Annotated in this window: 29 protein-coding genes and 1 other annotated feature; of the genes, 17 read left to right on the top strand and 12 right to left on the bottom strand. The window is 41.7% G+C overall.

Annotation, left to right across the window (positions count from 1 at the left end):
• Positions 1-151 precede the first annotated feature (151 nt).
• Both rnz and MHB38_RS11365 read left to right on the top strand, forming a co-directional pair.
• Complete coding sequence (gene rnz, locus MHB38_RS11370; RefSeq protein WP_035702824.1) at positions 152-1081, top strand: ribonuclease Z; 930 nt, start codon at positions 152-154, stop codon at positions 1079-1081.
• Between the two features lie 139 nt (positions 1082-1220).
• Positions 1221-2528, top strand: a complete 1308-nt coding sequence (locus MHB38_RS11365; protein ID WP_017367555.1) for an aminotransferase class I/II-fold pyridoxal phosphate-dependent enzyme — start codon at positions 1221-1223, stop codon at positions 2526-2528.
• A gap of 45 nt (positions 2529-2573) precedes the next feature.
• Here MHB38_RS11365 and MHB38_RS11360 read toward each other — a convergent pair whose 3' ends face one another.
• Together MHB38_RS11360 and namA are read right to left on the bottom strand one after the other, a co-directional pair.
• The gene (locus MHB38_RS11360; protein ID WP_017367554.1) at positions 2574-3338 is read right to left on the bottom strand and encodes an alpha/beta fold hydrolase; all 765 of its coding nucleotides are present in this window, start codon (positions 3336-3338) and stop codon (positions 2574-2576) included.
• A gap of 119 nt (positions 3339-3457) precedes the next feature.
• On the bottom strand, positions 3458-4474 hold the full coding sequence (namA, locus tag MHB38_RS11355) for an NADPH dehydrogenase NamA (protein ID WP_035390757.1): 1017 nt from the start codon (positions 4472-4474) through the stop codon (positions 3458-3460).
• A gap of 140 nt (positions 4475-4614) precedes the next feature.
• On the opposite strand from namA, the gene MHB38_RS11350 reads away from it, so the two are divergent.
• Together MHB38_RS11350 and MHB38_RS11345 are read left to right on the top strand one after the other, a co-directional pair.
• Positions 4615-6228 (top strand): M20/M25/M40 family metallo-hydrolase, encoded by a 1614-nt coding sequence (locus tag MHB38_RS11350; protein ID WP_046527206.1) that lies wholly within the window; start codon positions 4615-4617, stop codon positions 6226-6228.
• 117 nt (positions 6229-6345) lie between these two features.
• Complete coding sequence (locus MHB38_RS11345) at positions 6346-6837, top strand: DinB family protein (protein ID WP_116307118.1); 492 nt, start codon at positions 6346-6348, stop codon at positions 6835-6837.
• Between the two features lie 35 nt (positions 6838-6872).
• Here the strand turns inward: MHB38_RS11345 and proC are convergent, their stop codons facing one another.
• A complete protein-coding gene (gene proC / locus MHB38_RS11340) occupies positions 6873-7700 on the bottom strand; it encodes a pyrroline-5-carboxylate reductase (protein WP_072367803.1) in 828 nt (275 codons plus the stop codon).
• A 41-nt stretch (positions 7701-7741) separates the two neighbouring features.
• Positions 7742-7953, bottom strand: a binding site (T-box leader).
• Between the two features lie 169 nt (positions 7954-8122).
• On the opposite strand from proC, the gene MHB38_RS11335 reads away from it, so the two are divergent.
• Both MHB38_RS11335 and MHB38_RS11330 read left to right on the top strand, forming a co-directional pair.
• Positions 8123-9085 (top strand): MBL fold metallo-hydrolase, encoded by a 963-nt coding sequence (locus MHB38_RS11335; RefSeq protein WP_072367802.1) that lies wholly within the window; start codon positions 8123-8125, stop codon positions 9083-9085.
• Positions 9086-9862, top strand: coding sequence for an SDR family NAD(P)-dependent oxidoreductase (locus MHB38_RS11330; protein WP_007501086.1), 777 nt, complete (start codon positions 9086-9088; stop codon positions 9860-9862). It abuts the gene before it with no gap.
• Between the two features lie 16 nt (positions 9863-9878).
• On the opposite strand, the gene MHB38_RS11325 is transcribed toward MHB38_RS11330, so the two are convergent.
• Complete coding sequence (locus tag MHB38_RS11325) at positions 9879-10301, bottom strand: VOC family protein (RefSeq protein ID WP_231947209.1); 423 nt, start codon at positions 10299-10301, stop codon at positions 9879-9881.
• Between the two features lie 8 nt (positions 10302-10309).
• Entirely contained in the window at positions 10310-11638 is a 1329-nt protein-coding gene (locus MHB38_RS11320) for a CoA-disulfide reductase (RefSeq protein ID WP_341003426.1), read from the bottom strand.
• A 188-nt stretch (positions 11639-11826) separates the two neighbouring features.
• Here MHB38_RS11320 and coaA point away from each other — a divergent pair, with 188 nt between their 5' ends.
• Positions 11827-12786, top strand: a complete 960-nt coding sequence (gene coaA, locus MHB38_RS11315) for a type I pantothenate kinase (protein WP_008342294.1) — start codon at positions 11827-11829, stop codon at positions 12784-12786.
• 228 nt (positions 12787-13014) lie between these two features.
• Here the strand turns inward: coaA and MHB38_RS11310 are convergent, their stop codons facing one another.
• The 4 genes from MHB38_RS11310 to MHB38_RS11295 form a co-directional block, all read right to left on the bottom strand.
• Positions 13015-14250 carry an MDR family MFS transporter gene (locus MHB38_RS11310; protein ID WP_008343828.1) on the bottom strand — a complete coding sequence of 412 codons (1236 nt, stop codon included), beginning with the start codon at positions 14248-14250 and terminating at the stop codon, positions 13015-13017.
• A gap of 231 nt (positions 14251-14481) precedes the next feature.
• Positions 14482-14826: a YolD-like family protein gene (locus MHB38_RS11305; protein ID WP_007501076.1), complete on the bottom strand. Its 345-nt coding sequence runs from the start codon at positions 14824-14826 to the stop codon at positions 14482-14484.
• 15 nt (positions 14827-14841) lie between these two features.
• Complete coding sequence (locus MHB38_RS11300; protein WP_017357932.1) at positions 14842-16074, bottom strand: DNA polymerase IV; 1233 nt, start codon at positions 16072-16074, stop codon at positions 14842-14844.
• A gap of 141 nt (positions 16075-16215) precedes the next feature.
• Positions 16216-16665: a YfmQ family protein gene (locus MHB38_RS11295; RefSeq protein WP_008343832.1), complete on the bottom strand. Its 450-nt coding sequence runs from the start codon at positions 16663-16665 to the stop codon at positions 16216-16218.
• A gap of 286 nt (positions 16666-16951) precedes the next feature.
• Here MHB38_RS11295 and MHB38_RS11290 point away from each other — a divergent pair, with 286 nt between their 5' ends.
• Positions 16952-17431, top strand: a complete 480-nt coding sequence (locus tag MHB38_RS11290) for a GNAT family N-acetyltransferase (RefSeq protein WP_017357931.1) — start codon at positions 16952-16954, stop codon at positions 17429-17431.
• Positions 17428-18402 carry a GNAT family N-acetyltransferase gene (locus MHB38_RS11285; protein ID WP_017357930.1) on the top strand — a complete coding sequence of 325 codons (975 nt, stop codon included), beginning with the start codon at positions 17428-17430 and terminating at the stop codon, positions 18400-18402. Before MHB38_RS11290 ends, MHB38_RS11285 begins: the two co-directional genes overlap by 4 nt.
• A gap of 17 nt (positions 18403-18419) precedes the next feature.
• Here the strand turns inward: MHB38_RS11285 and MHB38_RS11280 are convergent, their stop codons facing one another.
• A complete protein-coding gene (locus tag MHB38_RS11280) occupies positions 18420-19127 on the bottom strand; it encodes an expansin EXLX1 family cellulose-binding protein (protein ID WP_341003419.1) in 708 nt (235 codons plus the stop codon).
• 212 nt (positions 19128-19339) lie between these two features.
• Here MHB38_RS11280 and MHB38_RS11275 point away from each other — a divergent pair, with 212 nt between their 5' ends.
• From MHB38_RS11275 to MHB38_RS11265, 3 genes are all read left to right on the top strand, one after another.
• Positions 19340-19666 (top strand): iron-sulfur cluster biosynthesis family protein, encoded by a 327-nt coding sequence (locus tag MHB38_RS11275; protein ID WP_024718944.1) that lies wholly within the window; start codon positions 19340-19342, stop codon positions 19664-19666.
• A 12-nt stretch (positions 19667-19678) separates the two neighbouring features.
• The gene (locus tag MHB38_RS11270) at positions 19679-19918 is read left to right on the top strand and encodes a YqkC family protein (protein WP_008343836.1); all 240 of its coding nucleotides are present in this window, start codon (positions 19679-19681) and stop codon (positions 19916-19918) included.
• Positions 19919-20218: 300 nt separating this feature from the next.
• Entirely contained in the window at positions 20219-21481 is a 1263-nt protein-coding gene (locus MHB38_RS11265; protein WP_024718943.1) for a response regulator aspartate phosphatase, read from the top strand.
• Between the two features lie 24 nt (positions 21482-21505).
• On the opposite strand, the gene MHB38_RS11260 is transcribed toward MHB38_RS11265, so the two are convergent.
• Positions 21506-22435: an alpha/beta hydrolase gene (locus MHB38_RS11260; protein ID WP_341003415.1), complete on the bottom strand. Its 930-nt coding sequence runs from the start codon at positions 22433-22435 to the stop codon at positions 21506-21508.
• Positions 22436-22554: 119 nt separating this feature from the next.
• On the opposite strand from MHB38_RS11260, the gene MHB38_RS11255 reads away from it, so the two are divergent.
• On the top strand, positions 22555-22779 hold the full coding sequence (locus MHB38_RS11255) for a YqkE family protein (protein WP_008343840.1): 225 nt from the start codon (positions 22555-22557) through the stop codon (positions 22777-22779).
• Positions 22780-22953: 174 nt separating this feature from the next.
• Here the strand turns inward: MHB38_RS11255 and MHB38_RS11250 are convergent, their stop codons facing one another.
• Positions 22954-23880, bottom strand: a complete 927-nt coding sequence (locus tag MHB38_RS11250) for an aldo/keto reductase (protein ID WP_035702855.1) — start codon at positions 23878-23880, stop codon at positions 22954-22956.
• A gap of 168 nt (positions 23881-24048) precedes the next feature.
• Here MHB38_RS11250 and MHB38_RS11245 point away from each other — a divergent pair, with 168 nt between their 5' ends.
• From MHB38_RS11245 to MHB38_RS11230, 4 genes are all read left to right on the top strand, one after another.
• Positions 24049-24606 carry an NUDIX hydrolase gene (locus MHB38_RS11245; RefSeq protein WP_024718940.1) on the top strand — a complete coding sequence of 186 codons (558 nt, stop codon included), beginning with the start codon at positions 24049-24051 and terminating at the stop codon, positions 24604-24606.
• Positions 24603-25784, top strand: a complete 1182-nt coding sequence (locus MHB38_RS11240; protein WP_050827375.1) for a TIGR00375 family protein — start codon at positions 24603-24605, stop codon at positions 25782-25784. Before MHB38_RS11245 ends, MHB38_RS11240 begins: the two co-directional genes overlap by 4 nt.
• On the top strand, positions 25771-26223 hold the full coding sequence (locus MHB38_RS11235; RefSeq protein ID WP_008343848.1) for a GNAT family N-acetyltransferase: 453 nt from the start codon (positions 25771-25773) through the stop codon (positions 26221-26223). Before MHB38_RS11240 ends, MHB38_RS11235 begins: the two co-directional genes overlap by 14 nt.
• A gap of 267 nt (positions 26224-26490) precedes the next feature.
• Positions 26491-26712: a hypothetical protein gene (locus MHB38_RS11230; RefSeq protein ID WP_341003413.1), complete on the top strand. Its 222-nt coding sequence runs from the start codon at positions 26491-26493 to the stop codon at positions 26710-26712.
• Positions 26713-26819 lie beyond the last annotated feature (107 nt).

The raw sequence follows: 26819 nt of genomic DNA, 5'->3' as shown, positions 1-26819 counted from the left end.
AGGTTCATTGTTCGTAAAGCAAACATTTGATTCGACTTTTTCTGCCCAAGTTTGACTTTTTTCAAAAATTCCGCTGAATTCACATTTATCCTGTCTTCATGTATTCTATATGAATGAAGAGATTGTATACCGGCTGTAGGAGGAAATCGTAATGGAACTGCTCTTTTTAGGAACAGGTGCAGGCATTCCTGCAAAAACAAGAAACGTCACTTGCACTGCGCTGAAGCTTTTAGAAGAGAGAAAAGCCGTGTGGCTTTTTGATTGCGGAGAAGCGACGCAGCATCAAATATTACATACAACGATTAAACCAAGAAAAATTGAGAAGATCTTTATCACGCATATGCACGGTGATCATGTATATGGTCTCCCGGGTCTGCTTGGCAGCAGGTCCTTTCAAGGCGGAGAGGATAAATTGACGATATATGGTCCAAGCGGCATTAAAGCTTTTGTAAACGCGGCACTTTCAGCGACACAAACGCATTTGACTTATCCGCTGCATATCATAGAAATAGAGGAAGGGATCGTTTTTGAAGATGATACCTTTCAAGTAGAAGCAAAACGAGTGTCTCATGGGATCCCAGCTTACGGTTATCGGGTCGTGGAAAAAGATGTACCCGGTGCACTAAAAGCCGAAGACCTAAAAAAAATCGGTGTAAAACCTGGACCTTTGTATCAGAAGTTGAAAAATGGAGAAACCGTTACACTCGAAGATGGAAGAATGATTGATGGAACCGATTATTTGGAACCCCCTAAAAAAGGGAGAATCGTTGCATTTTCAGGAGATACCCGTTTGTGCGAGAATATAACAAGGCTTGCCAAGAATGCGGATGTGTTAGTCCATGAAGCAACATTTGGGAAAGAAGATGCAGAACTAGCCTATAATTATTATCACAGTACGACAGAACAGGCAGCAAAAACAGCGCAGGAAGCAGGCGCAAAAAGACTGATTTTGACTCATATTAGTGCACGGTACCAAGGGGAAGAGTCAATGAAACAATTACTCAAAGAAGCCCGCGATATATTCCCGCTGACTGAAGCTGCACATGATTTCTTTTCTTTTCCTATTGACCGTACCCTGTAAAAATTGGATGAATCGTCAAAAATAGTTGTGTGATTTTTTTGATATTTATGATGACGCTCTTTTTCAGGTAGTGGTAAAATGGTGAAGAAAAAACAAATGACGAATTACACTATGAAGAATACGGGAGGCACAATCAAAGATGAGCGGTTTTACAGCGTTAAGTGAAGCAGAATTAAATGACCTATATGCAGCACGACAAAAAGAGTATGAAACGTACAAAAGTAAAAACTTACACTTAGACATGTCTAGAGGGAAACCTTCACCAAAACAGCTCGATTTATCTATGGGCATGCTCGATGTTGTGACATCAAAGGATGCAATGACAGCTGAGGATGGTACAGATGTGCGAAACTATGGCGGCTTGACAGGCCTTCCTGAAACAAAGAAATTTTTTGCAAGTGTGCTCAATCTGAAGCCAGAACAAATCATCATTGGCGGTAATTCTAGCCTAAATATGATGCATGACACAATTGCCCGTGCCATGACTCACGGCGTATATGGCAGCAAAACACCTTGGGGCAAGCTTCCAAAGGTAAAATTCCTAGCACCAAGCCCAGGGTATGATCGTCATTTTGCCATTTGTGAGCATTTTAACATAGAGATGATTACGGTAGATATGAAGTCGGATGGACCTGACATGGATCAGGTAGAAAAATTGGTTGCAGAAGATGAAGCCATCAAAGGGATTTGGTGTGTACCGAAATATAGCAACCCTGACGGCATTACGTATTCAGATGAGGTTGTCGACCGTCTTGCTTCCATGCAGACAAAAGCAGACGACTTCCGTATTTTTTGGGATGATGCCTATGCAGTCCACCATCTAACAGATACGCCTGATACGTTAAAAGATATTTTTCAAGCAGTAGACAAAGCAGGACATGCAAACCGTGTGTTTATGTTCGCCTCTACTTCTAAAATTACGTTCCCAGGCTCGGGTGTTGCACTGATGGCATCTAGTCAGGACAACGTCAGCTTTATTCAAAAACAGTTATCAGTTCAAACCATTGGGCCAGATAAAATCAATCAATTAAGACACCTTCGTTTCTTCAAGAATCCAGAAGGATTGAAGGAACATATGAAAAAGCATGCAGCGATTATTAAGCCGAAATTTGACCTCGTTCTTTCGATCCTTGATGAAAAGCTTGGTGGAACAGGCATCGCTGAGTGGCACAAACCAAATGGCGGATATTTTATTAGCTTAAATACACTCGATCATTGTGCAAAAGCTGTTGTGCAAAAAGCGAAAGAAGCCGGTGTTACACTAACAGGTGCAGGGGCGACATATCCTTATGGAAACGACCCGCTTGATCGTAACATCCGTATTGCGCCAACGTTCCCAACGCTTGAAGAACTAGAGCAGGCGATTGACATCTTTACGTTATGCGTTCAGCTTGTCAGCATTGAAAAGCTGCTGTCTGAGAAAAGTCAATCAGCACCAACGGTATAACGAAAAAAACTCCTTGACTGATGTCCGGTCAAGGAGTTTTTGTTTTTAGTTAGCTGTTTGATAATAAGTGGCAGGCTGTTTTGCTGCACACCATACATCATAAATCGCAAGCTGCACAATATGTGGTTCATCGTGATGAATATAGTGCGAGCTGTTCTGCGCCTGAATCCATCCGCTTTGGGATGACAATGTGAGCATTCGTTTATGAAGCCTGAGCCAAGCTTCATGTGCTGGATGAAACAAGCGGCTTTTGCCTGATGAAATGACAAGAAGGGGCATCATCCCATAATGCGTTTGCTCCTCTTTGGTCGTACGCAGCATTTGCTCAAAGTCCTCATGTGTACATTCTGCTGTGAACTGCGTCATATATGAAGTGCGTTCTTCCTTTGATAAGAGCGGCAGAATGACCTGCTCTTGCTCCTCACTTGCTGGGTCTAGAAGGACCATACCGATAACATCTTCTTTTCTGCGGCTTGCCCATAAGCGGCTGACAAGAGAGCCAAATGAGTGCGCCACAATGAGAAATGGCGGCTGAATATTGGCTTGATGTAAGAGTGTATCTAAATCATCCGCAAGATCATGCAAAGTTCTTCCTTCTTTGCTTTCGCTGCTTTTTCCATTACCTAAACGGTCATATAAGAAAACACCAAGCTCTGGGTCAATATCACGAGCGATATTCGCCCACGTATCGCCTGAAATTCCATATCCTGCTTCAAAAATAATGGTGGCTTCCTTTTTCCCTTGACGATGCTTTGTATAAAAGTGATGTCCATCTATATGATACGTTCTTTCAATCAATGCCGAGTTCATTCTTCCATCTCCTCTAAGTGGTTCTTTAGCTAAAAGACGGCACAAAAGGCAAAGATGTTTCTCTTAAAAACAAAAAAGATGCCTATTTCAAAAAATAGACACCTTTTTGCTTAGAGATGTTACCAAGCACGATCGTATTGGCGCGGGCTTTCGATGGATGTACGAAGCTCTTTAGCGGCTGTTTTTGGGAAATACGGATCCCGTAAAAATTCTCTGCCGATAAAGATCAAGTCAGCACGCTGATTTTGTAAAATTTCTTCGGCCTGTATACCAGATGTGATCATACCGACAGCGGCTGTTTGGATGCCGGCACCTTCTCTTATTTTCTCAGCAAAGGTGACTTGGTAGCCGGGGAATGTGTTAATGCTGGCTTGCACCACAGCGCCTGAGCTCACATCAATTAGATCGACTCCTTGCTCTTTCAGCCATGCGGCAATGCCAATATAATCTGCAATATCTAGTCCTTTTGTTGTGTAATCAGAAGCGGATACACGGACAAATAATGGTCCATCCCACACTTCATTGACTGCATCAACCACTTCTCTCAAGAAGCGATAACGATTTTCTGGTGAACCGCCATATTCATCTGTCCGGTGATTGGCAAGCGGTGAGAGAAATTCGTTAATCAAATAGCCATGCGCACCATGAATCTCAATGATGTCAAATCCAGCTTTCTTGGCGCGGACAGCGGCATCTTGAAACGCCTGAACGGTGTCTTTTATTTGATCGATAGACATCTCAAGAGGTGTTTTAGATTGCTCGTCAAATGGAATGCTGGATGGAGCAAGAATGTCACCATCTAGCTCAGCCTTGCGTCCTGCATGGGCTAGCTGGATGGCGGTTTTTGTTCCGTACGCTTTGATTTGTTCGTTTAATGAGGCAAACCCTTCAATGTGCTCATCACTCCAAATTCCGAGGTCCTGATCACTAATTCTTCCCTCAGGTGAAACAGCACTTGCCTCGACCATAATTAATCCGGCCTGACCTTGCGCACGGGAAACATAATGTGCAAAGTGGAAAGGCTGTAATTTTCCATCACGGTCATAGGATGAATACATACACATCGGGGACATGACGATGCGGTTTTTGAGTGTGACACCTTTTAATGTCCAAGGTGAAAAAAGCTTTGTTTCCAATTACCTTCGCCTCCTCATAGAATGGTATAGCCGATTATAACAGTCATTCAAACATTCGTCATAAAAGGTGCTCAAACCATATAGCTTTTGTACATGATTTTGTATAATGAAAGATATGGACATCAAAGGGGGATAAACGGATGAAATGGCAAACGGAAAGTGAACTAAAGGAGCTACTCACAGCTCTGATGCAGTATGAAAGCATATCTGGTACAACGGGAGAAGTCGCATTAGCGGAATATTTATATTACTTGCTGAGGGAGCGTCCATATTTTGAGCAGCACCCTGATCACTTGGCTTTGCATCCAATGAAAGATGGCCGGTATTTTTTAACGGCACTTGTCAAACGAAGTACGCTGCCACGTACTGTTTTACTCCTCAGCCATTTTGATGTCGTCGATACAGAGGATTACGGAGAATTTCAAAATATGGCGTGTAAGCCCGAAGAGTTAATGGCGTCCTTTTCTCAAAAAAGTGCACTTCTTCCAAAAAGGGCAAGAGAGGATTTAGCTTCAGGTGACTGGCTGTTTGGACGAGGGTCCATGGATATGAAAGCAGGCCTGACTGTCCAGCTTTCCATGCTGGAAAGAGCGATGGCGGGGAGGTTTGAAGGAAATATTCTACTCGTCACAGTGCCAGATGAAGAAGTGAATTCACAGGGGATGCTGGAGGCTGTTCCGAAACTAAAGGAGCTCAAGCAGAAGTATGACCTTGAGTATACCGCTTGTTTAAACAGTGAGCCGATGTTTGAAAAGTATCCCGGGGATGCGCACCAATACATCTATACAGGTAGTATAGGGAAGGTACTTGCGGGATTTTTCTGCAAAGGAATTGAAACACATGTAGGTGAGCCCTTCTCAGGATTAAATGCAAATTTTATGGTATCTGAATTAAACAGGCTGTTAGAACTGAATAGTGATTATTGTGAGGAAGTAGATGGTGAAGTGACACCGCCTCCGACCAATTTGATGCAAAAGGATTTGAAAGAAGCTTACTCTGTTCAAACGCCTCACACGGCTGTTTCTTTATTTAATGTGCTGATGATGAACCGCTCTAGTGAAGAGCTTCACGGGCTCCTCTATGAAACTGCGAAACAAGCAGCAGCTCAAATCGAAGCCAATCTCAAACAGAAAACCGCTGCATTTCAACGCTTTAAACATTTTACACCCATTGATACAAACATCACGGTGTTAACGTATCATGAGTTGTACGAAAAAGCTGCTGAACGATCCGGCAAGCAGGAGGTCGAGCGAATTGTCAACTACGCCTTTGCCAACCGGGGTGAGCTAGGGGATCGTGATTTTTCAACCAAAATTGTATCAGAACTGACGACCCTTTGTAAGGAAGATGGAGCACTGATTGTGTTGTTTTATAGTCCGCCATTTTACCCATCTGTTTCTTCAACAAACGATCTGCATATTCAAACGACCTTAAAGAAGATTCAAAGAGAAGCAAAAGAGATCTATGGAATTGAAGTAGAAGAAGTCAAATATTTTCCTGGTTTATCTGATTTAAGCTACTTACAGCTTGAAAATCAAGATATAGACGATTATACAGCCAACATGCCGCTATACCAAAAAGGCTACTCGTTACCACAAGGAGAAAAAGAAGCTCTTAACGTTCCTGTCATCAACGTTGGTCCATTAGGAAAGGATGCGCACAAATGGACAGAACGGCTGCATGTCCCATTTTCTTTTGGCGTTTTGCCGTCGCTCTTACAATCAACAATTCATGCTTTATTAGAAAAGAATTAAGTGAAAGCTCTATCGTCATGATAGGGCTTTTCTTTTTGATATCAATCACCTTCTGTCTAAAGAAATAGAGTATGATATAGAATGATACTTACATATATTTGAAGGGGAATTGTGAGAGTGAAAACAGGAGTACTAACAAAAACAGAGATCATGACATCACTTCATGAGAGTTTGCGTAAGCTTGAGGAGTTAGTATGGACATGTGATGAGGCTACATTAGATGAATCTATTGGGGAAGGCAAGTGGTCGATTAAACAAATTGTTGGACATTTGTATGATACAGAAGAAGTCTGGTCAGAGCGGATAGAGCAGGCAATATCAAATGAGCACACGCTTTTCGCATCATATGATCCAGAGATATATGTGAAGGAAAGAGCTTATGAAACGTATACTGCACAAGAGGTCAGTGCATTGATCGAGCGCTTAAAAGAGAGCAGAAACAAAACACTACAACGATTAGAAAAGGATACATGGGATTTTTCAGGTCTCCATCCTGAAGAAGGGATGATGACAGTCCAAATATTAGCTGAAACCATTGCTTTACATGAAATTCATCACCTCGATCAAATCAAAGCCATTATGTCCATGAGAGCATCGAGTGATAGATGAAAAGCACCTGTCATCAAGGCAGGTGCTTTGCTCTCTTACTTATACGTACTCGCTGAAAACATATCGTTTAATTCTGCTGCACGTTTTGTCGCTGTTTTCACACAATCGACAATCGCTTCTTCAAATTGATAGGAAGCAAGGGTATTCAGTCCTGCTTCTGTCGTTCCGCCTTCGCTCGTAATTTCTTTGCGCAGTTCAGCAGGTTCCTTACCGCTATCCTGAAGCATATTTGCAGCGCCTGCAATCATTTGACAAATGAGCAATTTCGCTGTCTCTTGGTCCATCCCAAGTTCCGATGCACCTCGCTCCATTCCTTCAATCAAATGATAAATAAAGGCAGGACCGCTGCCGGCAATGGCTGTGACCGCATTCAGCTGTGATTCATCTAAAACCGTCACATGACCGATCGTTTCAAACAGCTGAACTGCTTTTTCCTTTTGCGCCTCTGTGACTTCATCACTGACAGCAATGCCAGTAGCTGATTGTTGTATGGCTGCTGATGTATTTGGCATCGCACGAACCACCGCCGTTTTTGCGCCAGCATAATGCTGAATGGTTTCAATAGAAATGCCCGCTAAAATAGAAATAATCAGCTGTCCTTTTAAATGGGGCCTTACTTCAGAAATGCCACTTTCCGCATCTTTTGGTTTTAAAGCAAACACCAGCATATCGGCTTCTTCATAAATAAAGGAACGAGCGAAATCTGTTTTGACTCCATAACGTGCATGTAATTCTTCTAATCGTTTTTCATTTGTTTTATTTGTGACAATGATATCTTCATTTGACATAATGCCGCTCTTTAAAAGACCTTTAATCATAGACTCGGCCATTGAGCCTGCACCAATAAATCCAATTTTACTCATAAGCTGCTCCTCCTTGTAGAAAATAAAAAAACCTCTCGTCTGCAAAGGACGAAAGGTTTTTCGCGGTACCACCCTCAATTAGTATGCAATCATACATACTCAGCTCTAGTCCCTTAACGCGGGAAACGTTTAGGTTTGCCTAACAGCTCAAAGGGCAGGTTCAGCAAATAAGAGGATGGTGAAGTCTTACAGCCGGCGGACCTCACTCTCTTGCATCATTATTTTGCTTACTAATCCTTGTCATCGCGCATCTTATATTTGTTGTTCATTATGCAACGATGGACAAGTTTGTGTCAATAGGGAGAGATAAAAAAATTGATCATCTAAACCGCATGACAGTCTGCCCTTTGCAAGATACAATGAATAAAGAAGAGTGAGTTCGGATGATCTATGAGACAAAAATCAGGAGATGACGTATAAAAGTGAAAGAAGAAATGATTCAATTATCCATCCCTACACCGTTTGCGGTGGGGGATGTCCATGCATATGTATTAAAAGGCGATGCCGTGACCTTAGTTGATTCCGGACCGATGACACAAGAGGCGCAGCATGCCTTTGTCACGCAATTAAAGGAACATCATTTATCAATAGATGATATTGATCAAGTGGTTTTGACACATCATCATGCAGATCATGTCGGTCTTTTAGATCTGATGAAACCCCATGTCCGTGTCATCGGACACGAGTTGAATGAGCCCTATATTAGTCAGGATGCAGCGTTTAAACAGCGTCAAATCCATTTTATGAATGATTTTTTTCAGCAGTTAGGTGTCCCGCTTCGTCAAGGTGAGTGTGAAAGAATGGTGAGGCAGTCCTATACATATTCATGTACGGCACATGTCGATGACGTCATAAAAGAAGGCGATCGTTTGAAGGGACATGAGCACTTCCAAGTGCTGGAGACCCCAGGACATGCACAATCTCATCTTTCTTTTTTAGATGAAACAACAGGGAATTTCATCGGAGGTGATCTGCTGCTTACGACCATTTCTTCCAATCCGTTAATGGAAGCGCCGGTGAAAGGAACAGAACGTCAAAAATCGCTGCTTCAATATAAAGCATCACTCGAGCGTTTATTGCATTTGCCCATTCAGGCGATTTATCCAGGGCATGGCCAGCTCATTACCTCTCATCACGAATTGATCGAAGAAAGATTTAAAAAACAGGAAAAACGGGCAAATACGATGTATCAGCTGCTTCAACGAAAGGAAATGACCGCCTTTCATCTTTGTCGCACCCTATTTCCGGGCCTGTATGAAGAAGCATTATTTCTGACAATGTCTGAGACAGTCGGGCAGCTTGATGTGCTTTTAGCGGCTGGACATATTGAAGAAGTGCAAAAAGACGGAACCCTCTACTATCGAGCAAATGAAGGAGTGAAATAAATGGGGCGACTAACAGGAAAGAGAATATGGATTACAGGTGCTTCAGGCGGTATTGGTGAAAAGATGGCGTACTTGGCAGCAGCCGAAGGAGCAGAAATCATTGTGTCGGCAAGACGAATTGAAAAGCTCACAGGTGTAAAAGAAAAGATTATAAGTGCTGGCGGCGTATGTCACATCGTTCAGCTTGATGTCAGTCAGCTTGAGGACATTGATCAAGCCTATCAACAAGTGGGTGCTGTTGATATTTTGGTGAACAATGCCGGCTTTGGTGTGTTCGATCTCGTCGAAGACGCATCCATTGAAGAAATGGTGTCGATGTTTGAGGTCAATGTCTTTGGTTTAATTGCCTGCACAAAAAAGGTCCTTCCTGAGATGAAACAAAGAGGGAAGGGACATATTATCAATATTGCGTCACAGGCAGGCAAAATTGCCACCCCTAAATCCGCCATCTATTCCGCATCAAAGCATGCGGTTCTCGGATTTTCAAACAGCCTCAGAATGGAGCTGGCAGACAGCGGAATTCATGTCACAACCGTCAATCCAGGACCGATTGCCACAGACTTCTTTACCATTGCAGACCGCAGTGGTGAATATGTGAAAAATGTTGATTTTATGATGCTCAGTGCTGACAAGGTAGCAGGGAAGGTCGTATCCGCCATGATGACGAAAAAAAGAGAGATTAATTTACCAGGATGGATGAATGCTGGCAGTAAATTGTATCAATTATTCCCGTTTTTATTTGAAAAAGCAGCACGTAAAGCGATGATGAAAAAATAACAAAAAAAGAAACCGGTCACAGGCTGGTTTCTTTTTTTGTTTGATGGGGCTTAATATTGGTGACGCCAAAGACATTGCCATCAACATCTTCGAAGCTAAAACCGCCTAAGTCTGGGTCAGCTAATATTTGAATATCCGATACAGTCACTTCATGCTCGCTTAAATACTGGTGAAAGTTTTTTAAATCCTTCACAAATAAATCGATCATACTATGCCGAACTCCTGTAAAAGAGTTCATAAAGTAGATTCGTTTCTCGTGTTTTGTTTTGACGAGATAAAAAGAAGGTCCCTCGCCATGAGTAAAAGTGAGCATGGCGGCTTCTTCTGATTGATGTAGAACGATCATCTCTAAAATCTGTTCATACCAAGAGACAGCCCGGGGGATATCAGTCACAGGAATTTCAATAGTAGCAATTTGTTGGATGGTCAATGGCTTCACTCCTTTTTCTATATTCGTCTTGCCGCTTGCTGAAGTGGGTCCCATACACTGTTAAAAGGAGGGGCATAGCTAATATCTAAATCTTCAAGGTCTGTCACAGTCAGCCCTTGATAAAGAGCCGTTGCCATGACATCAATTCGTTTATCAACACCTTCTTTACCGATGATTTGTGCGCCAAGCAAGGTGTGATCATCGCTTCTGTAAATCAGTTTCACTTTCATCTTCTCTGCATTTGGGTAATATCCAGCGTGGTCAGTGCTGTCGATGGTGATGGTGGAGAAAGGAAGGCCCGCGTCTTTTGCTTCTTTCTCTGATAAACCCGTTCGCCCTGCTGTCACGTCCATAAATTTCATCACCGCTGTGCCGGTGACGCCTTGAAACGCGCGGTTTGTTCCTGTCATATGAAAGCCTGCGATTCTTCCTTGTTTATTTGCTGTCGTGCCGAGCGGAATATAGTCCAGTTCTTTTTTGATACGGTGATAGGTCGCTGCGCAGTCCCCCGCCGCATAGATATCTTGTACATTCGTCTGCATGTATTCATTCACAACGACTGCACCATTTTGAAGTCGCTGAATTCCTGTGCTGTCTAAAAAGGATGTTTGCGGAGTGACGCCAACGGCAATGATGACCATATCTGTTTCAATGGTCTGTTTGTCTGTTTGAACAGCTGTTACATGTGTCTTGCCCTTTAATTTTTGCACTGTTTCACCAAGTACCACGTGAATGCTTTGATTGTCCGCTTCTTCTTTCAGATATTTTGCCATATCGGGATCAAAGCCTGGCCCAAGTGTTGCACCCCGCTGAATGATATGAACGTCTTTGCCTAGCGCTTTTAAATTTTCTGCCATTTCTAAACCGATATATCCTCCGCCGATGATCGTGATATGTGTGACGTCTTTTTTGAGATTGTCTAAAATAGACAGCGCATGCGGGATTGTTTTTAATACGTGGACACCTTCTAATGAATGACTGTCTAGATCAAGTGTGACGGGGCTTGCTCCTGTCGCAATTAACAGACGGTCATACGTTTCTGTAAAGGGCTCTTTTGTTTTAGAATGAATACCCGATACTGTTTTTTGCTCTGGATCAATTGAGGTCACTTCGTGTAAGCATCTGGCATCAATTCCGTATTTGTCACGAAAGGTGTCAGCGCTGCGTGCGATGAGTTTTCTGTGATGATCAATGAGACCGCCGATCAAGTAGGGGAGTCCGCACTGTCCATATGAGAAAATCTCTCCTTTTTCAAAAGCTACAATTTGCGCGTCTGGATCCTCCCTATATATTTGCATAGCGCAGCTCATTCCTGCTGCATCTCCGCCAATCATCACATATTTCATTTGGTGTGCTCCCTTCTATCTATCAAACTGAATACTCTTATTTACCCTCATTTTCCTTTATTTAATGCTTTTTTTTCGCAAAAGAAGCAAACTTTCGTTGAAAAATAAAGACAGCGCCTTCATTTTAAGCTACAATCGGATTATCGTCTTTTTGGTTATGAGTTTAGTTTAGATTGGTGGGAAAGACTTTGGGTGACGAACGACTAGATTTTAATACACTATATACACGCCATACGAGAGAGGCATGGGCCGCTCTTGGAGAATATATGCCGGTATCTGTTTCAGAAGAAGAAGTGAGAGCACTTCAAGGATTAAACGACTACTTATCGCTAGAAGAAGTTCGAGATATTTACATACCGCTTATTCGTTTTCTGACATTACATGTCTTTGCAGAAAAACAAAAAAATCAGCATGTCAATGCTTTTTTAAACTACCCGCATCATGCGAAAATCCCCTTTTTAATTGGGATTGCAGGAAGTGTGGCCGTCGGAAAAAGCACGACAGCACGTATTATTGAAACGCTTTTATCAAGGCTTGGAGATGGGCTGAAGGTGAGTCTCGTAACAACGGACGGCTTTTTGTATCCTCAAAAAGAGTTAAAAGATCGGGGGCTGATGGAAAAGAAAGGCTTCCCGGAAAGCTATGATGTTAAAGCGCTACTTTCGTTTTTAAATGAATTGAAATCAGGGAAACAAACTGTGCATGCACCTGTATATTCACATCTGACCTATGACCGTCTTGAAGGGGTGTATGAGACAGTAGAAGATGCAGATATTGTGATCATTGAAGGGATCAATGTGTTGCAATCACCGGCACTGGATGATCTGAAGGATGAGCCGCGCGTGTTTGTATCAGATTACTTCGATTTTTCGATTTATGTAGATGCCGCTGAGACGCAAATTCAATGCTGGTATAAAGAACGGTTCCGTTTGCTGCGGGAAACAGCCTTCCAAGACCCTGAATCTTTCTTTCATCAATACAAAGATTTGACGGATGAAGAAGCAGATCAGATGGCAAGCACGATTTGGAATACAGTGAACCGGCCAAATTTATATGAAAATATTTTGCCGACAAAATATAGAGCCGATTTGATTTTAAAAAAAGGCGATCAGCATAAGGTGGAAGAGATCGCCATCCGCAGGGTATAAAGAAAACCGCTCAATTGAGAGCGGTTTTAGATTGTTGACAAAGGGCTAAAATGAACTTTATTTTAGCCCTTTGTCTTCTTTTGAGCGTGATAGAAAACCTTTGAAGTCTAGGAAGGACGAGCACTGGCACAGAGCGAATTTGACATTCGTGAGTACTAGCGCGCAGGACTGACAAAGAATGCGAGGGTTTGTCTACACGCTGAAACCGCTCAAATTGAGAGCGGTTTTTTAATGACCTCCACTTACTTTCACAGCCACGGCAGCCGCCGTTCGTTTTTTTAGGCGGTAGTATCCGATAAGTAAAAACGGAACGCCTGCAGCGGTGACAATCGCCAAGACTGAAAAAATAGAAAGGGGATGGGCTGCGCCAAATAAGTCAATACACAATCCTCCGACAAACGGTCCGACGACGCTGCCGAGCTGAGAAAACCCCATTGCGCCGAAGTATGATCCTTTCACTTCAGGTTTTGCAATATTGTCTACAAACAGATCCATCATCGCAAAGAGCAGCACTTCACCAATCGTAAACACGACAATGATAAAAGCAAGCGTACCGAGACTTTGTGAAAAAGCAATGGCAAACAAACTGCCTGCTAGGAGCACGTTCCCAGTCGTTAACGACAAAATCGTTGAATAGCGCTTAGCGATCATAATCAGCGGGTACTGAACGACAATGACAACCACTGCGTTTAAGGATAAAAGATACCCAAACAGTTTAGGGCCATCCTCAATCATAGGGGATGCCGATAAATATTGAGGCAGTGTTGAGCTTAGGTGTGAATAGCCAAATGAACATAAAGTAACGCCAATGAGGATGATGCTAAAGACCGTATCTTTCTGAATAATGGAAAGAGCTTTTTTGACACCGATTTGTTTGGTGCTTTCTGGAGCAGCCACTGGATGCTTTTGAAATTGCCATGCCAGCGTTAACCCGTACAACAAGTAAATGAGGGCAGCGACGAGAAATGGAAAAGTCGTTTTTGATGACCCGAGATATAAGCCAAGCAGCGGGCCGAAAATGACACCAATGTTAATGGCCGTATACCGTAAGTTAAAGACAAACAACCGAATGCTCGATGGGGTGACATCGGATAAGAGTGCTTTAGACGTTGGTTCAAACAGCGCCCGGCACAGTCCATTTAAAGCATTCATAAAAAAGAAGACCCAAATGGCATCTGCAAACGCGAAGCCAACAAAAACAAGTGTCCAGCCAAAGATGGATAAAAGCATGACCTTTTTTCTGCCGATTCGGTCGGAAACATAGCCGCCGTAAAAACTCGCAACAATCCCAATAAGAGAGCTGACGGCAATGATCAATCCAGCTGAAGAGGCTGAGGCGCCTTTGACTTGTGTCAAATAAACGGCTAAAAAGGGAATGCTCATGGATGTCGCCATTCGGCCAAATATCGTGCCGATGATGATCGTCCAACTAAGTGGATGTAAAGTGCGTAAGTTATTTTTCATGCTGTGTCTCCCCTGAGTTTGTAAGATGTTCCAATCATACATGAAAAATTGTGCAAATTAAATACACAATTTGATGGAGGAGTCATCCGTCAAATGACAGAGAAGCTTGAACCGTCCCGTTCATTCGAAGAGCATATACCTCGTTTTCAAGGTTTTAAGCCTTGATGGGTCATGATTTTTTCAGAAAAACGAAGCGGGTTTTTCAATGATCATGTTTTCGTTTTGCGAAAATCAATTGAGATCGATGGCAATAATTTGATGTAAGGAAAGGTTTAGAACATCTTCGTCATTCACGATTTTCATTCGGCGTGTTTCATAATGAATGGCTTTCACCCAGCCCCAAAATTGAGCTTTCATACCGGATGCGATATATGTCACGCAAATCGCTTGATCCTCGGTAATCGATTGTGTGATCAAAACATTCATTTCCTCTAGCTGATCGGAGCTGAGCGGAAGAGGTGTATATTCTTTTTTCTTTCGTTTTTGAGCAAGTAGTTGCTCTCGGTGCTCTGGTAGCATCATTCGGCTTGATTCCCACATGATGTTGTATCCAGGTGTTAATTTATTGGGATTCATGCTTGTTCGCCTCCGTTATTTGTAATGCCCGCCAATTTTTTCGGCGCGGTGATATGCCTGCCCTGCGCTTGTCAGTGACGAAGCATGCAATAATGCCGCAGGTCCATATTTCAGATGGATTTCATCAAATACTTTGCTGAGTTGATCTTTCTTCAAATGATGATCAAATAAAGTCAGCTGATAGTGGCTGTCAGGCTGCAGCTGTGAGAGTGTAATGCCTACACTGCGAATGGGCTGGCCATCCCAGTGCTGCTGGCATAGTTGAATCGCAGCCTCTGCAATATCTGAGCCATACTGTGTCGGTGAATGAAGCTTCATTTGTCGATGAAAGCCTGTTGGATGTGAAAAATCAGCCCCTCTTACACCAACAGACACCGTTTGACCGAGATAATGCTTAAAACGTGCCCGCCTAGCGACTTCCTCACTCAATTCAAGAAGAGCGACTTTGATCTCTTCAAAAGATGCGTAATCACGGGGAAGGGTCATATGGTGCCCAACGGCTTTTTGCTGATCATGTGTGTGAATAGTGACTGGGGAGGGATCGTGTCCTAAAGCTGTTCGCTGCAGAAGCTCCCCATTGATTCCCCAGCGTTTTTTTAATTGGTCTAACGGATAAGCAGCAAGTGTGCCAATGGTACTGATGCCCATTCGTTTCAAATGATGCTCCATTCGTTTGCCGACGCCAAATAATTTTCCAATTGGAAGCGGCCATAAATCAGCAGCAACCCGGTCGGCACTCAGTTCATAGATGCCTGATCTGTTTTTTTTGGCAAAATGGTCACAGGCCATTTTAGCGAGCACTTTATTAGGGCCGATGCCCACACGTGCGTAAATGCCAGTCTGGTTCATAATCGTTGTTTGTATATGTTGAGCGATCTCATGTGGAGAGCCGAATAGTGTAAGACTGCCTGTAATATCAAGAAACTGTTCATCAATGGAATATGGCTCGACAAGGTCTGTGTATTGTTCAAGCAGTTCTGTAATCATGACAGAGACATCGAGATAGCGCTGCATACGTGGACGTACGACCACTGCTTCAGGACATTTCTCCTGTGCTTCCCATAACCTTGATGCATTTTGTACGCCACGTTTTTTAGCGAGAGGGCAGGCTGCAAGAACGACTCCGCTTCTTCGTTCTGGATCTCCAGAGACAATGAGCGGCACATTCTCCAAATGAGGCGCCTCCACCTTCTCAACTGATGCATAAAATGACTGCATATCCACAAGCAGAATGGCTCGTTCATTCATTGTACTTCACCTCTTAGAACGTATGTTCTATATCTATTGTAAACAACATGAGGTGAAATTCATACTGGTAAATCATTCAAAAGCTGTCCATACAAAAAAGACGAAGTGGTGAACACTTCGTCTCGTCTGCTGCAACGATTGTTAGGCATGTGCCATGTTGTGGAATGTTTGGAGCGGTTCAGAACGCAGACGATAAGCCATCAGCTTTTTCTTTGGCTTATGTGTAAACTGCCGAACCACATCCACATGGTCATCATAATGGAACAGATAAAGGGTGACATCATGTTTCCCATGCTTTGTTTGCATAGTAAGCGGCGTTGGCCCTTCATTCGGATGAAGAAAACGTTCTTCATCACCTGGGTAAATATAATAGCGTTCAATAAAGATCGCATCATTAAAATGTTGAATGACTTCAGCTGCTCGCTGCTTATCAAGCGAACGACCTTGAAAAGTAATATTTGTTTGCTCACTTGTTACTTTAGCATGTACGGCATAGCGGCTAAAAAGGCGCTCAACAACACCAGAAGGCAAAGAGGTGACAAGCAGCTTTAAAAGACTAAACACAACAAGTGAAATAACAACCCAAACCAATCTCATCATCTCCAATAAACATTTGTACCATTTCCTATATGAACCATCTTAACATAACAAATGAATGAAACTTTCGCACAAAAAGTGAACTTTTTGAAATAAGTGTGAAGATTTAAAAGGAGATGGCGGCTGAAAGACGAAGAACCAACAAGTGAACATGAAAAAAGACTGGCATACTGTCTTTACAATCATTTGATCAGACAGGTAGACTATTGAAACAATCGTATTTTTGAGAAAAAATTAATTCAAGCAAGGAAAGCCAAAATGAAAAAGGGGCGAGGCCATCATGATACGTCAAGTGAAACCGTCAGATTTTTACGCAGTCACATCCGTCATTCAAAGCTGGTGGGGAGGCAGAGATTTGCGTGCAAAATTGCCAAAGCTCTTTTTTGAACATTTCCAGCAAACAAGTTTTGTTATCGTTGAAAAGGGAGAGCTGATCGGCTTTTTGGTTGGTTTTTTATCACAATCTCATTCGGATGAAGCCTATATTCACTTTGTTGGCGTCCACCCAGATCACCGTAAATTAAAGATAGGTAAAATTCTCTATCAAGCTTTTTATGAAGCGGCTGAAAAGGAAGGAAGAACAACAATTAAAGCTGTCACAGCTCCTATCAATAAAGTCTCCATTGCTTATCATACAAAACTCGGGTTTCAGATAGAAAAGGGAGATAAAACAGTAGATGGCATCTCAGTCTTTTCAGATTACGATGGCATTCATGAAGACCGTGTGTTATTTGTGAAGAAGCTGGAGGCGATGAAATGATTGTTCATTTAGATCACACAATAAGTGATGTAGCAAAGCAGATCTTACATATTCAACTAGCTGCATACCAACAAGAAGCTGAACAAATTGGCTATGCTGATCTTCCGCCATTAAAAGAGACCGTTCAAGATGTCATGAGAGCAAAAGAGCAATTTATTGGTTTTCAGCAAGATGATATCTTATTAGGTGTAGCCTCTTATGAAGAGCTGGAAGATTGTTTGATCATTAGTCGATTGGCTGTGCATCCAAAAGCGCTAAAGCAGGGTATTGGAACAAGACTTATGTCCACAATCATAGAGAAGAATGTCCCGATAGAACTGACCACAGGGCAAGAAAACACCCCTGCAAAAAGGCTATATGAAAAATTGGGGTTTTTTGAAACAAATGTGATTCATGTGGCAAAAGAGCTCACCCTATCAAAAATGAAATGGACACCGCGACGCAAGGTTGAGGTTGTCGAATTCAAAAAAGAATGGCATGAAGAATTCCGTCAAGAAAAGCAGCGACTCAAGCAAATCATTCAAAAGAGCTGGATAGAAGGATACCATATTGGCAGCACGTCAGTTACAGGACTTGTTGCCAAACCAATTATAGATATATTAATAGAAGTAAGCGATATAGAAGAGATTGATAGAGAAAAAGAGAGATTTGAACACCTTGGATACGAAGCGCTCGGTGAAAATGGTATAAAAGGGAGACGTTTTTTTCAAAAGGGTGGCTTGAATCGTACGCATCATGTCCATGTTTATGAAAGAAATCATCCTGATGTGAAAAGACATTTATTGTTTCGAGATTACTTAAGAGTCCACCCAGAACGAGCTGTAGCGTATGCGTCTGTCAAGGAACAATTAGCAAATCAGTATCCGGAAGATATACAAAGCTATATGGCAGGAAAGAATGAAATCATAAAAGAAATAGAAAATGAGGCATATCGCTGGGATAGAGAAGGAAGAGAGGAAGCTCTTAAATAAGCTGCCTCTTCTCCTCGTTAATTAGGAAGCTGAACATTGCCTTTTACAATATAGGCCTGTGAAGCAGCAGTAGACGGAAGAGCGGGTAATTGATCCTTTACTATGACCCCGCGGATATCTGTGATTCGAACAGGAAGAGATGTAGACCCCATATGAAAGCCAAGGAAATGGTTGTAGTCTGTCTTTTCCATGTTCACCCATTTTCCATCTTTGTAATATTCCATTTTCATAATCGGATATTTATGATTGCGTACTTGAATCGCAGCCCACCACTCACTGCTACCTTCTTTTATTCTGTAAGCTACATTTCCGCTAATCGGTGCTTTTATAATTTTCCAACTAATTGGGATTTTCCCATCTGCCATATTTCCGATTTTGGTAAAGGCATTAGGAGAAAGATCAAGAGCTCCTTTTGCTCCTTCTGGATATTTATCGGTTACATACACAACGGTTTTTCCTTTTGGCCCCGTTACTTCAAGGTAAGCCCCTGCAAGTGCCGCATTTACCCCTTTATAGTTATAGTCATGGGGATTTAAAGCCGTAATTTTCATGTCAGATGGAATAGGATCTAATAAAGCGGCGCCCCCTGAGTAACCAGATCCCGTATAAGTCGCATAGCTTTCTCGTACTTCATCAAGGATAGATGCCGCTTTCATGTTTGGCATAGTGAAACTCAACATCAATATCAGCGCCCCGATAAAGCAGAGAGATAATCTTTTATTCACGATCTAAAACCTCCTGTTTCTTCTTTTAAAATGGATAGCGTCATCAGTATAATTCTAAAAAACAGGATGCAGAAAGAGCCAATAGATAGATATAATCATAGTGAGAAGAGGGTGTATTTCAAAGAGTGTGACTTTCGGATTTAGTCGTGTGTCATGTTTTATGGTGTTTTATGTGTTACAATGTAAGCATCAATTTAAAAAGGATGTTCGCCATGTATATTCACATCACAGAACTGGCTAAAACGTATATAGAAAAACAGCAAACAGGAAACGAGACGAAGGAGTTACTGCTTCGCTACGATTCAGAAGGTTGTGGCTGTGCAGTGAGTGGCGTACCAATGCTTTGGTTAACAAGTGAAAGAACAGGTGAATGGGAACCACTTAAAAATAGCCAACATTTAAAACTATATATACACACAGCACAAAAGGTGTTTTTTGACGAGGAAATGACGATTGATTTTAATGAAAAAGCCAATACACTTATGTTGAAAAGTCCTCAACAAATACTCAGCCCGAGAATGGGTATACTTGTAAAGTAAGGTGGAAACGTAGTGGATCAAAAGCTGAAAGTGATACAAAATACGGCACAAAATAAAACGTGGGTGTCGTTTTTAAATAATAATCATCCATATAGCCTTTTGCACTGGTCAATCGGTGGAATGGATTCAGTAAAAAAGGACGTCTGGCTTCTCCAAGATGAAGTCACATTTGAAACGGAAGAATTTCCAACGCTTGAATTAGCAGTCAGTTGGATAAAAGAGAATATGGAACACGTAACAGATGTGTTATAAGCCCTTTGCTGAAGAGGGCTTTTTTTGTGCCATCATCATCTCATCAAACAGGAGAACTGTCTAATTTGAAAAATGAGATTTTTCAACGATAAAAATTCATTTTTAACAAACATTTCGACAAAATGAGAAAAGTAGAAAGAGAAAAATAGAGACTGTAAATGCCGAAAAATCGGCAATGGAAGCGGTTATTGCGGGATACCGAAAACTTTACGAAAAACGACATTTCATATTTCTTCCATTCGAGGAAATATGATAGAATACAACATGTATCGTACATGAGGAGGGAGGTGCTAAGGTGAATTGAAGCTCAAGCTGTCATCGCCTCAGGTTGGAATCAAAATAAACGAATGGTATAGGCAGATTTGCGGATTTCATGTCATGAAAGCAGAGAAGCTAAAGGCCGAGATCGAGCAGGAAATCCTTGAGATGGAGCAAGATCAGAACTTGCTGCTTTTTTACCAGCTGATGGATTTTCGACATAAGGTCATGCTTGAATATTTTGAACCGGCAAAAAAAGCCTCGAATGATGAGGAGATTAAGAAGCTTCTAGAAACAATTGAACATTCGCAGACAAAATTAACGGATATGCTTGAATACTATGTTCATTTTTTTACAGGAATGTTTGAATTTGAACAGAGAAACTATTTGAGCGCCATTGCTTATTACCGTTCCGCAGAAAAAAAGCTCAATCTCATATCAGATGATATAGAAAGAGCAGAATTTTATTTTAAATTAGCAGAAATATACTACCACATGAAACAAACCCACTTTTCGATGCACTATGCTTTGCAAGCGTTAGATACGTACTCTGCCTACAGAACGTACACGCTGAGAATCATCCACTGTGAATTTGTCATCGGTGCAAACTATGATGATTTGAAATGCTATGAACATGCATTGCCCTACTTTAAAAATGCTCTAAAGCGAGCACGCTCAATTGGAAACCCCCGAGTCATAGGTTCGGCCCTTTTCAACTTAGGTAACTGCTATTACCAAATGAACGATCTTGCTACAGCAAGTCGCTATCTCAAAGACTCTCTTGAAGTGTTTGAAAAGGAGAATTTAACCCATCTGAATCGCTCTCTAGACCCACTATTTATGCTGACCCAAATCCTGTTTAAACAAAAACAAATAGAAGAGTCGTTAACCCTCTATCAACAAGGTATTATGAAAGCCTGTGAATTAGAAGATGAAATTTACATCTGCAAGTTTCAGTTTTTAAAAGCATTATACGTTGATGCAGAAATAAAAATCATAGACGATACATTAGATTTGTTGGAGGACAAGCGTTTATACCCAGATATTGAGGAACTGGCACTTGATGCGGCTCATTATTATAATGAGCTTGGATTATTTGAAGTTTCTACCCGGTATTACGAAAGGAAAATTCAAGCCATATCAAAAATTCAAAATGGAGGTCATTTATATGAAAATGAGTTTGATAGTTCTTTTATTGGCAGCAACTGCAGGGTTATCGGTCATGAGTCAGCAGCAATCGGAAGAGAGCCATATGGAGCTGGCGGGCAGACACCATACAACAGTGGTGACTATCGTATAAGTTAGCAAAAAGAGGAGACGAACGGCTGTTCATTCTCCTCTTTCATTTTGATTGAATTGAAATGCTTCCAGAAATGCTTCGACCTCTTGTTCATAGACTTCCTTATTGTCACTATAAGACATCGCATGCGCACCATGTGGCGCAATAAATAGCCGTTTATCACCCTTTTTGCGTGCGTATAACTGCTCGCTTTGCTCACAAGGGATATAGTCATCGTGGAGACTATGAATAAAAAGGATAGGTTCTTTCACCTGATCGATTACATCAAGTGGAGAAACTTGCCGAATGCTGTATCCGTCCCGCCATTTCAACACTTGATCACTTAGTGGAAGAATCCACTGTCCTGAAAGACGAAAATCTGTTTTTAATCGATACAGAAGCTGATCCTCAAAAGAAGCAAAAGGACAATCAGCGATGTAAAAATTGGCGTTTGCATCCGGTTTTGCAGCATATAATAAAGTTGTGACTGCGCCCATCGATTCTCCGTGTATCCCAATGATTGCTTTTTCCCCAAGTCTTTTTCTCAGCCACTTGACGACTTGAGCCAAATCTTCTTTTTCATAATATCCATAGCTCGTTGTTTTTCCGCCGCTCATCCCATGTCTTCTATGATCATAAAGCAGCACATTCCATCCAAGCTTTTGGAATAATTTCATATACTTCACGGAATTGATCAAACTGACGGTAACCCCGTGACAAAGAACGATGGTGCGTGTTGTATGAGGGAGCGGTACAAAATAGCCATGAAGATCGTAACCAAAAACTGAAGGAATACAAACTTTCTCTTTTTGCAGCTGTTGAAACTCCTCGTGATGATAGTGCCCTTCATCTGATTCTCGTTTGATGAGCTCTTCATCCGTTAATTTTCGTATATACATCATTTTATTGGTAAAAAAAATGCCGATTGCAGCGAGTGGAAATAATACCAAGGCGAGTATAGCGAGCCATTTCTTCTTCAAGCTGATTCTTCCTTTCCGAAGGGTTTCTATGAAGATCATACCACATGTTGGGAGTTTGACGTGACTCTTGCTGAGCAAATAAAACGGATGATACACTAAAACAAAAGGAGAGAGGCAAAGTGAAAAAGACCAATCAAGATCAAGCAAAGCTAAAGGACGGCATAAAGGATGATGTGAAACAGCAGCTCCTTCAAATGAAGCAGAACCTGGCCGCTGAGACAGAAAAAAGAGAAGAACAAAAACGACAAGACCTCCTTCGGCAACAGAAAGAAAAAGAAAAAAATAAAAGCTTCTCAGAGCTGCTAGATGAAAGTCATTTAGACTGGAGAAAGTATAAAAGTTAAAAAAGGGAGCTGCGATGCTCCCTTTTTTATGTTATATCATTGAGATGAAAACATACTACATGAGCCTGAAAACACGTCTGACTCCCTCGTATCACTTCATTTCAGAATCGCACCACCAATAGGGTTGTACTTTAAAACAAAACATAAGTGGCAAGCTGTTCTTCCATTTGTCTTCTATTGATTCAAACGATGCGTCTCATACACAGACTGTTTTGTGAAATATGACAAAGCTTTTACTTCTTGGTCGCTTAATGAACGTGCATTTGCCGCTGCCACATTTTCTTTTAACTGTTTCACCGAGCTTGCGCCAAAAACAACAGAGCTGACTGCAGAATGCTTGAGCAAGTATTGAATGGACAGCTCTGTCAGTGATAGGTCATAAGCGACTTTCTTTAACGAAGGGATGATTTGCTGGAGCTCTTCAAATGAATAGTCAAGATACCCGTTCTTTTGAATCGCCGCACTTGCTTGCGAAAGGGGTTTTTCTGTTAATAATCCTTTTGCTAAAGGACCTCTTGCCACGACACTAATGCTTTGTTCTTCAAGAAGAGAGAACCATTCTTCTGGGCGGCGGTCGAGTAAACTATATTGCATCATCACACTCACGATGTTTGATTTTTTGGCGTATTCTTTAATGACATTTGGACGGATCGACGATATGCCGTAATAGCGAATGACACCTTCTTCAACCAATTCTTCAAATGCCTCGATTGTTTCGTCAATTGGATCGTCAATTGTGCCGCCATGCAATTGATATAAATCAATATAATCTGTTTGAAGTCGTTTCAGGCTTTGTTTCACTGCCTCTTTTATATATGCTTTTGAAGGATCCCATTCCCAGCCAGGTTTGCCATTTTCAAAGCGGTTGCCACCTTTTGTGGCCAAAATCAGATCTTGGCGTCTGTTCTTAATGGCTTCCCCGACGATTTCCTCATTTGTTCCAAAATCATATAAATCAGCTGTATCCAAATAGTTAATCCCAAGATCAATGGCTTCATCTAATAAAGAGAGCGCTTTTTCTTTTTCAGTCCCAAGGGACATACATCCTAGTGCCGCCTCACTAACCAAGAGATCAGAGGTGCCAATTCGTCTTTTTTTCAATTCAATCACACTCCTATCCTTTCACATTAAGTGAAACAATTCTGGAATTCAAGCTAGGTGATTTCAAAAGGCGCATTGAAGCAGGCATCCGCATTTTGGCTTCTCCTAAAACATCTATGTTAAAATGAATGAAGTAAAAAGTGAAAGTAGAACGAGGAGCTGACAAAATTGAAGGACTTTGAAGAAAAAACATTATCGTCAAAAACATTATATAACGGAAAAATCATTGACTTGGTTCTTGAAGATGTAGAATTGCCGAACGGAAAACCAGGCAAACGCGAAATCATTAAACATCCAGGTGCAGTAGCAGTCATTGCACGTACAGACGAAAATAAAATCATTTTGGTCAAGCAATACCGTAAAGCACTGGAGAGAGCCATCGTTGAGATTCCGGCTGGAAAATTAGAAAAAGGAGAAGAGCCGGCACATACAGCACTGAGAGAATTAGAAGAAGAAACAGGTTATACAACTCAGGCGCTCCAAAAGCTGACCGCCTTTTATACATCACCAGGGTTTGCGGATGAAATTGTTCATATCTACCTTGCCGATCAGCTCGTCCCACTTGAAGAGAAACGAGAGCTGGATGAGGATGAATTTGTCGAAGTGATGGAAGTTTCACTAGAAGAAGCACTGCACCTCATCGAAAAACAACATATTTATGATGCGAAAACAGCCTATGCCATTCAATACTTACAATTGCAAGAGGTACTTAAGTCTACAAAATGAGGGAATTCTTTGCAGATATCCATATTCATATTGGTCGAACAAGAACAGGCAGGGCTGTCAAAATTACAGGTGCAAGGTCACTGACCATTGACCAGATTCTCATTGAAGCGTCTCAAAGTAAAGGGATGGGGATGATTGGTGTGATTGATGCGCAATCTCCTGAAGTCCTAGAAGAATTGATAGAAGGTGTAGAGGAAGGCATATACACGGAACTAAGCGATGGCGGTTTATCATTTGGAAAGACCGTTTTGCTTTTAGGCAGTGAGCTAGAAATCAATGATGACCAATCAAAAGGTCCGATTCATGTGCTTGCCTTTATGCCCACGCTTCGTAAAATGTCTGAGTTTTCCGCATGGCTTTCTCTTCATATGAAAAATGTGCATTTGAGTTCACAGCGTTTATATGTGGATGGAAGAACGCTTCAGCATAAGGTGAAGGAACTAGGGGGATTATTTATTCCTGCCCATATTTTTACGCCGCATAAAAGTTTATACGGCAAAGGGGTTAATACTTCTTTAACCGAAGTATTCGATCCAGAACTCATTGATGCTGTTGAGCTTGGCCTTAGCTGTGATACGTCTATGGCCTCCCAGCTAAGTGAGCTAAACCGTTATCCTTTTTTAACAAATTCAGATGCCCATTCTTTAGGGAAAATTGCGCGGGAATATACGAAGATCCGAATGGATCATGCCTCCTTTGCTGAATTTGAGCTAGCGCTTCAAGGTAAAGATGGCAGAAATATCACTGGAAATTATGGGCTCGCTCCGCGGCTCGGAAAGTATTATCATACGACCTGTGAGAAATGCGGGGTAAGACCTGACAGTCAGGATCAAGAAAAGTGCCAAGCATGCGGCCATACCCGAATGACAAAAGGGGTGAGTGAGCGGTTAAAGGAGCTTGCTGACCAAGAAAGTGACAAAGGAATAAGGCCTCCTTATGTTCACCAGCTTCCCCTTCATTTTATTCCTGGTGTTGGAGCCAAAACGTTAGAAAAGTTAAAAGCTGTCTTTCATACAGAGATGAATATTCTTCATCAAGCAACAGAACAAGAATTAAAAGCGGTCCTGCCTGAGAAAACAGCCGATTACATCATCAAAGCAAGAAGAGGTGAAGTTGGACTGATCGCTGGCGGAGGCGGAGTCTACGGTAAGGTGGATATCAATCATGAATCAACTTAAATGGACATGTCACACATTTGAACAACTGTCTAAAGAGGACCTTTACCTGATTTTAATGGAAAGGGTAAATGTGTTTGTTGTAGAACAAACATGTCCTTATCCTGAAATTGATCATCGTGATCAAGAGGCGCTGCATGTCATCGCCAAAGAGAACGGCACGATTGTCGCTTATTGCCGCATTTTCCAAAGCGGGATCATGTACAAAGAGGCATCCATTGGCCGTGTCCTTGTGACGAAGACCGGCCGGAAAAAAGGTTACGGGAAGATCCTGCTCGATCAGGCGATAAAAAAGCTCAGTGAATTAGGCGAAACAAAGATTAAAATCCAAGCACAGGCTTATTTGAAATCGTTCTACGAATCGTTTGGCTTTGAAGCTGTCTCAGATTGTTATGATGAGGATGGAATTCCGCATCTTGATATGGTGAGAAAAGAAAGATAGGCGTGTATACGTCTATCTCAGCGTGTAGACAAACCCTCGCATTCTTTGTCAGTCCTGCGCTCCGGTGCTCACGAATGTCAAATTCGCTCTGCTCCGGTGCTCGTCCTTCCTAGACTTCAAAGGTTTTCTATCACGCTGAAAAGAAGACAAAAGGCTAAAATCAAGTACATTTTAGCCTTTTGTCAACAATTTGAGATAGGCGTGTATACGTCTATCTTTTTTAGATGCTTTCATGTATCATAACAACAACGAAAGGGGTTTTGCGAAATGGGAAAAAGCAAAGCAAAGAAAAAGAGAGAACACCTTCAAAGGCAGCACAGCCGAAATCCAGAACAATCGAGAGGAAATATGCCGCATTTTAGTACACACGAAAGAAAGACAAAAACAAAACAAGAAGCCTTGCAGCATATGATGAAAAAACATAAAGGTAAAAATGCTTATGATCGCTATGAACAGGATCATAAGCATTTTTATTTTGCTTTTTTGTGACAAGTAGATCAAATAATTGGAAAAATTTTAAAAAATAGGACAAACGGTCGTTTCTTTTTGTCTAAAAATGTAGTTAAATGACAAAAAGAAATGAAAGGGAGAGTGGG

This window comes from Bacillus sp. FSL K6-3176 (assembly GCF_038003325.1).
In the GTDB taxonomy this organism is placed as follows: domain Bacteria; phylum Bacillota; class Bacilli; order Bacillales; family Bacillaceae; genus Bacillus; species Bacillus altitudinis.
The sequence above is the reverse complement of the archived record's forward strand: the minus strand, read 5'-3'. Positions and strand labels throughout refer to the sequence as shown.

Excerpts from the sequence above, each read along its gene's own strand:
- MHB38_RS11230 (WP_341003413.1), top strand. The coding sequence starts at position 26,491 with ATGGGAAAAAGCAAAGCAAAGAAAAAGAGAGAACACCTTCAAAGGCAG.
- MHB38_RS11330 (WP_007501086.1), top strand. The coding sequence starts at position 9,086 with ATGGGGCGACTAACAGGAAAGAGAATATGGATTACAGGTGCTTCAGGC.
- MHB38_RS11350 (WP_046527206.1), top strand. The coding sequence starts at position 4,615 with ATGAAATGGCAAACGGAAAGTGAACTAAAGGAGCTACTCACAGCTCTG.
- proC (WP_072367803.1), bottom strand. The coding sequence starts at position 7,700 with ATGAGTAAAATTGGATTTATTGGTGCAGGCTCAATGGCCGAGTCTATG.
- MHB38_RS11290 (WP_017357931.1), top strand. The coding sequence starts at position 16,952 with ATGATACGTCAAGTGAAACCGTCAGATTTTTACGCAGTCACATCCGTC.
- MHB38_RS11305 (WP_007501076.1), bottom strand. The coding sequence starts at position 14,826 with ATGAATCCCAATAAATTAACACCTGGATACAACATCATGTGGGAATCA.
- MHB38_RS11360 (WP_017367554.1), bottom strand. The coding sequence starts at position 3,338 with ATGAACTCGGCATTGATTGAAAGAACGTATCATATAGATGGACATCAC.
- MHB38_RS11285 (WP_017357930.1), top strand. The coding sequence starts at position 17,428 with ATGATTGTTCATTTAGATCACACAATAAGTGATGTAGCAAAGCAGATC.
- MHB38_RS11365 (WP_017367555.1), top strand. The coding sequence starts at position 1,221 with ATGAGCGGTTTTACAGCGTTAAGTGAAGCAGAATTAAATGACCTATAT.
- MHB38_RS11310 (WP_008343828.1), bottom strand. The coding sequence starts at position 14,250 with ATGAAAAATAACTTACGCACTTTACATCCACTTAGTTGGACGATCATC.
- MHB38_RS11235 (WP_008343848.1), top strand. The coding sequence starts at position 25,771 with ATGAATCAACTTAAATGGACATGTCACACATTTGAACAACTGTCTAAA.
- MHB38_RS11240 (WP_050827375.1), top strand. The coding sequence starts at position 24,603 with ATGAGGGAATTCTTTGCAGATATCCATATTCATATTGGTCGAACAAGA.
- MHB38_RS11300 (WP_017357932.1), bottom strand. The coding sequence starts at position 16,074 with ATGAATGAACGAGCCATTCTGCTTGTGGATATGCAGTCATTTTATGCA.
- rnz (WP_035702824.1), top strand. The coding sequence starts at position 152 with ATGGAACTGCTCTTTTTAGGAACAGGTGCAGGCATTCCTGCAAAAACA.
- MHB38_RS11320 (WP_341003426.1), bottom strand. The coding sequence starts at position 11,638 with ATGAAATATGTGATGATTGGCGGAGATGCAGCAGGAATGAGCTGCGCT.
- MHB38_RS11275 (WP_024718944.1), top strand. The coding sequence starts at position 19,340 with ATGTATATTCACATCACAGAACTGGCTAAAACGTATATAGAAAAACAG.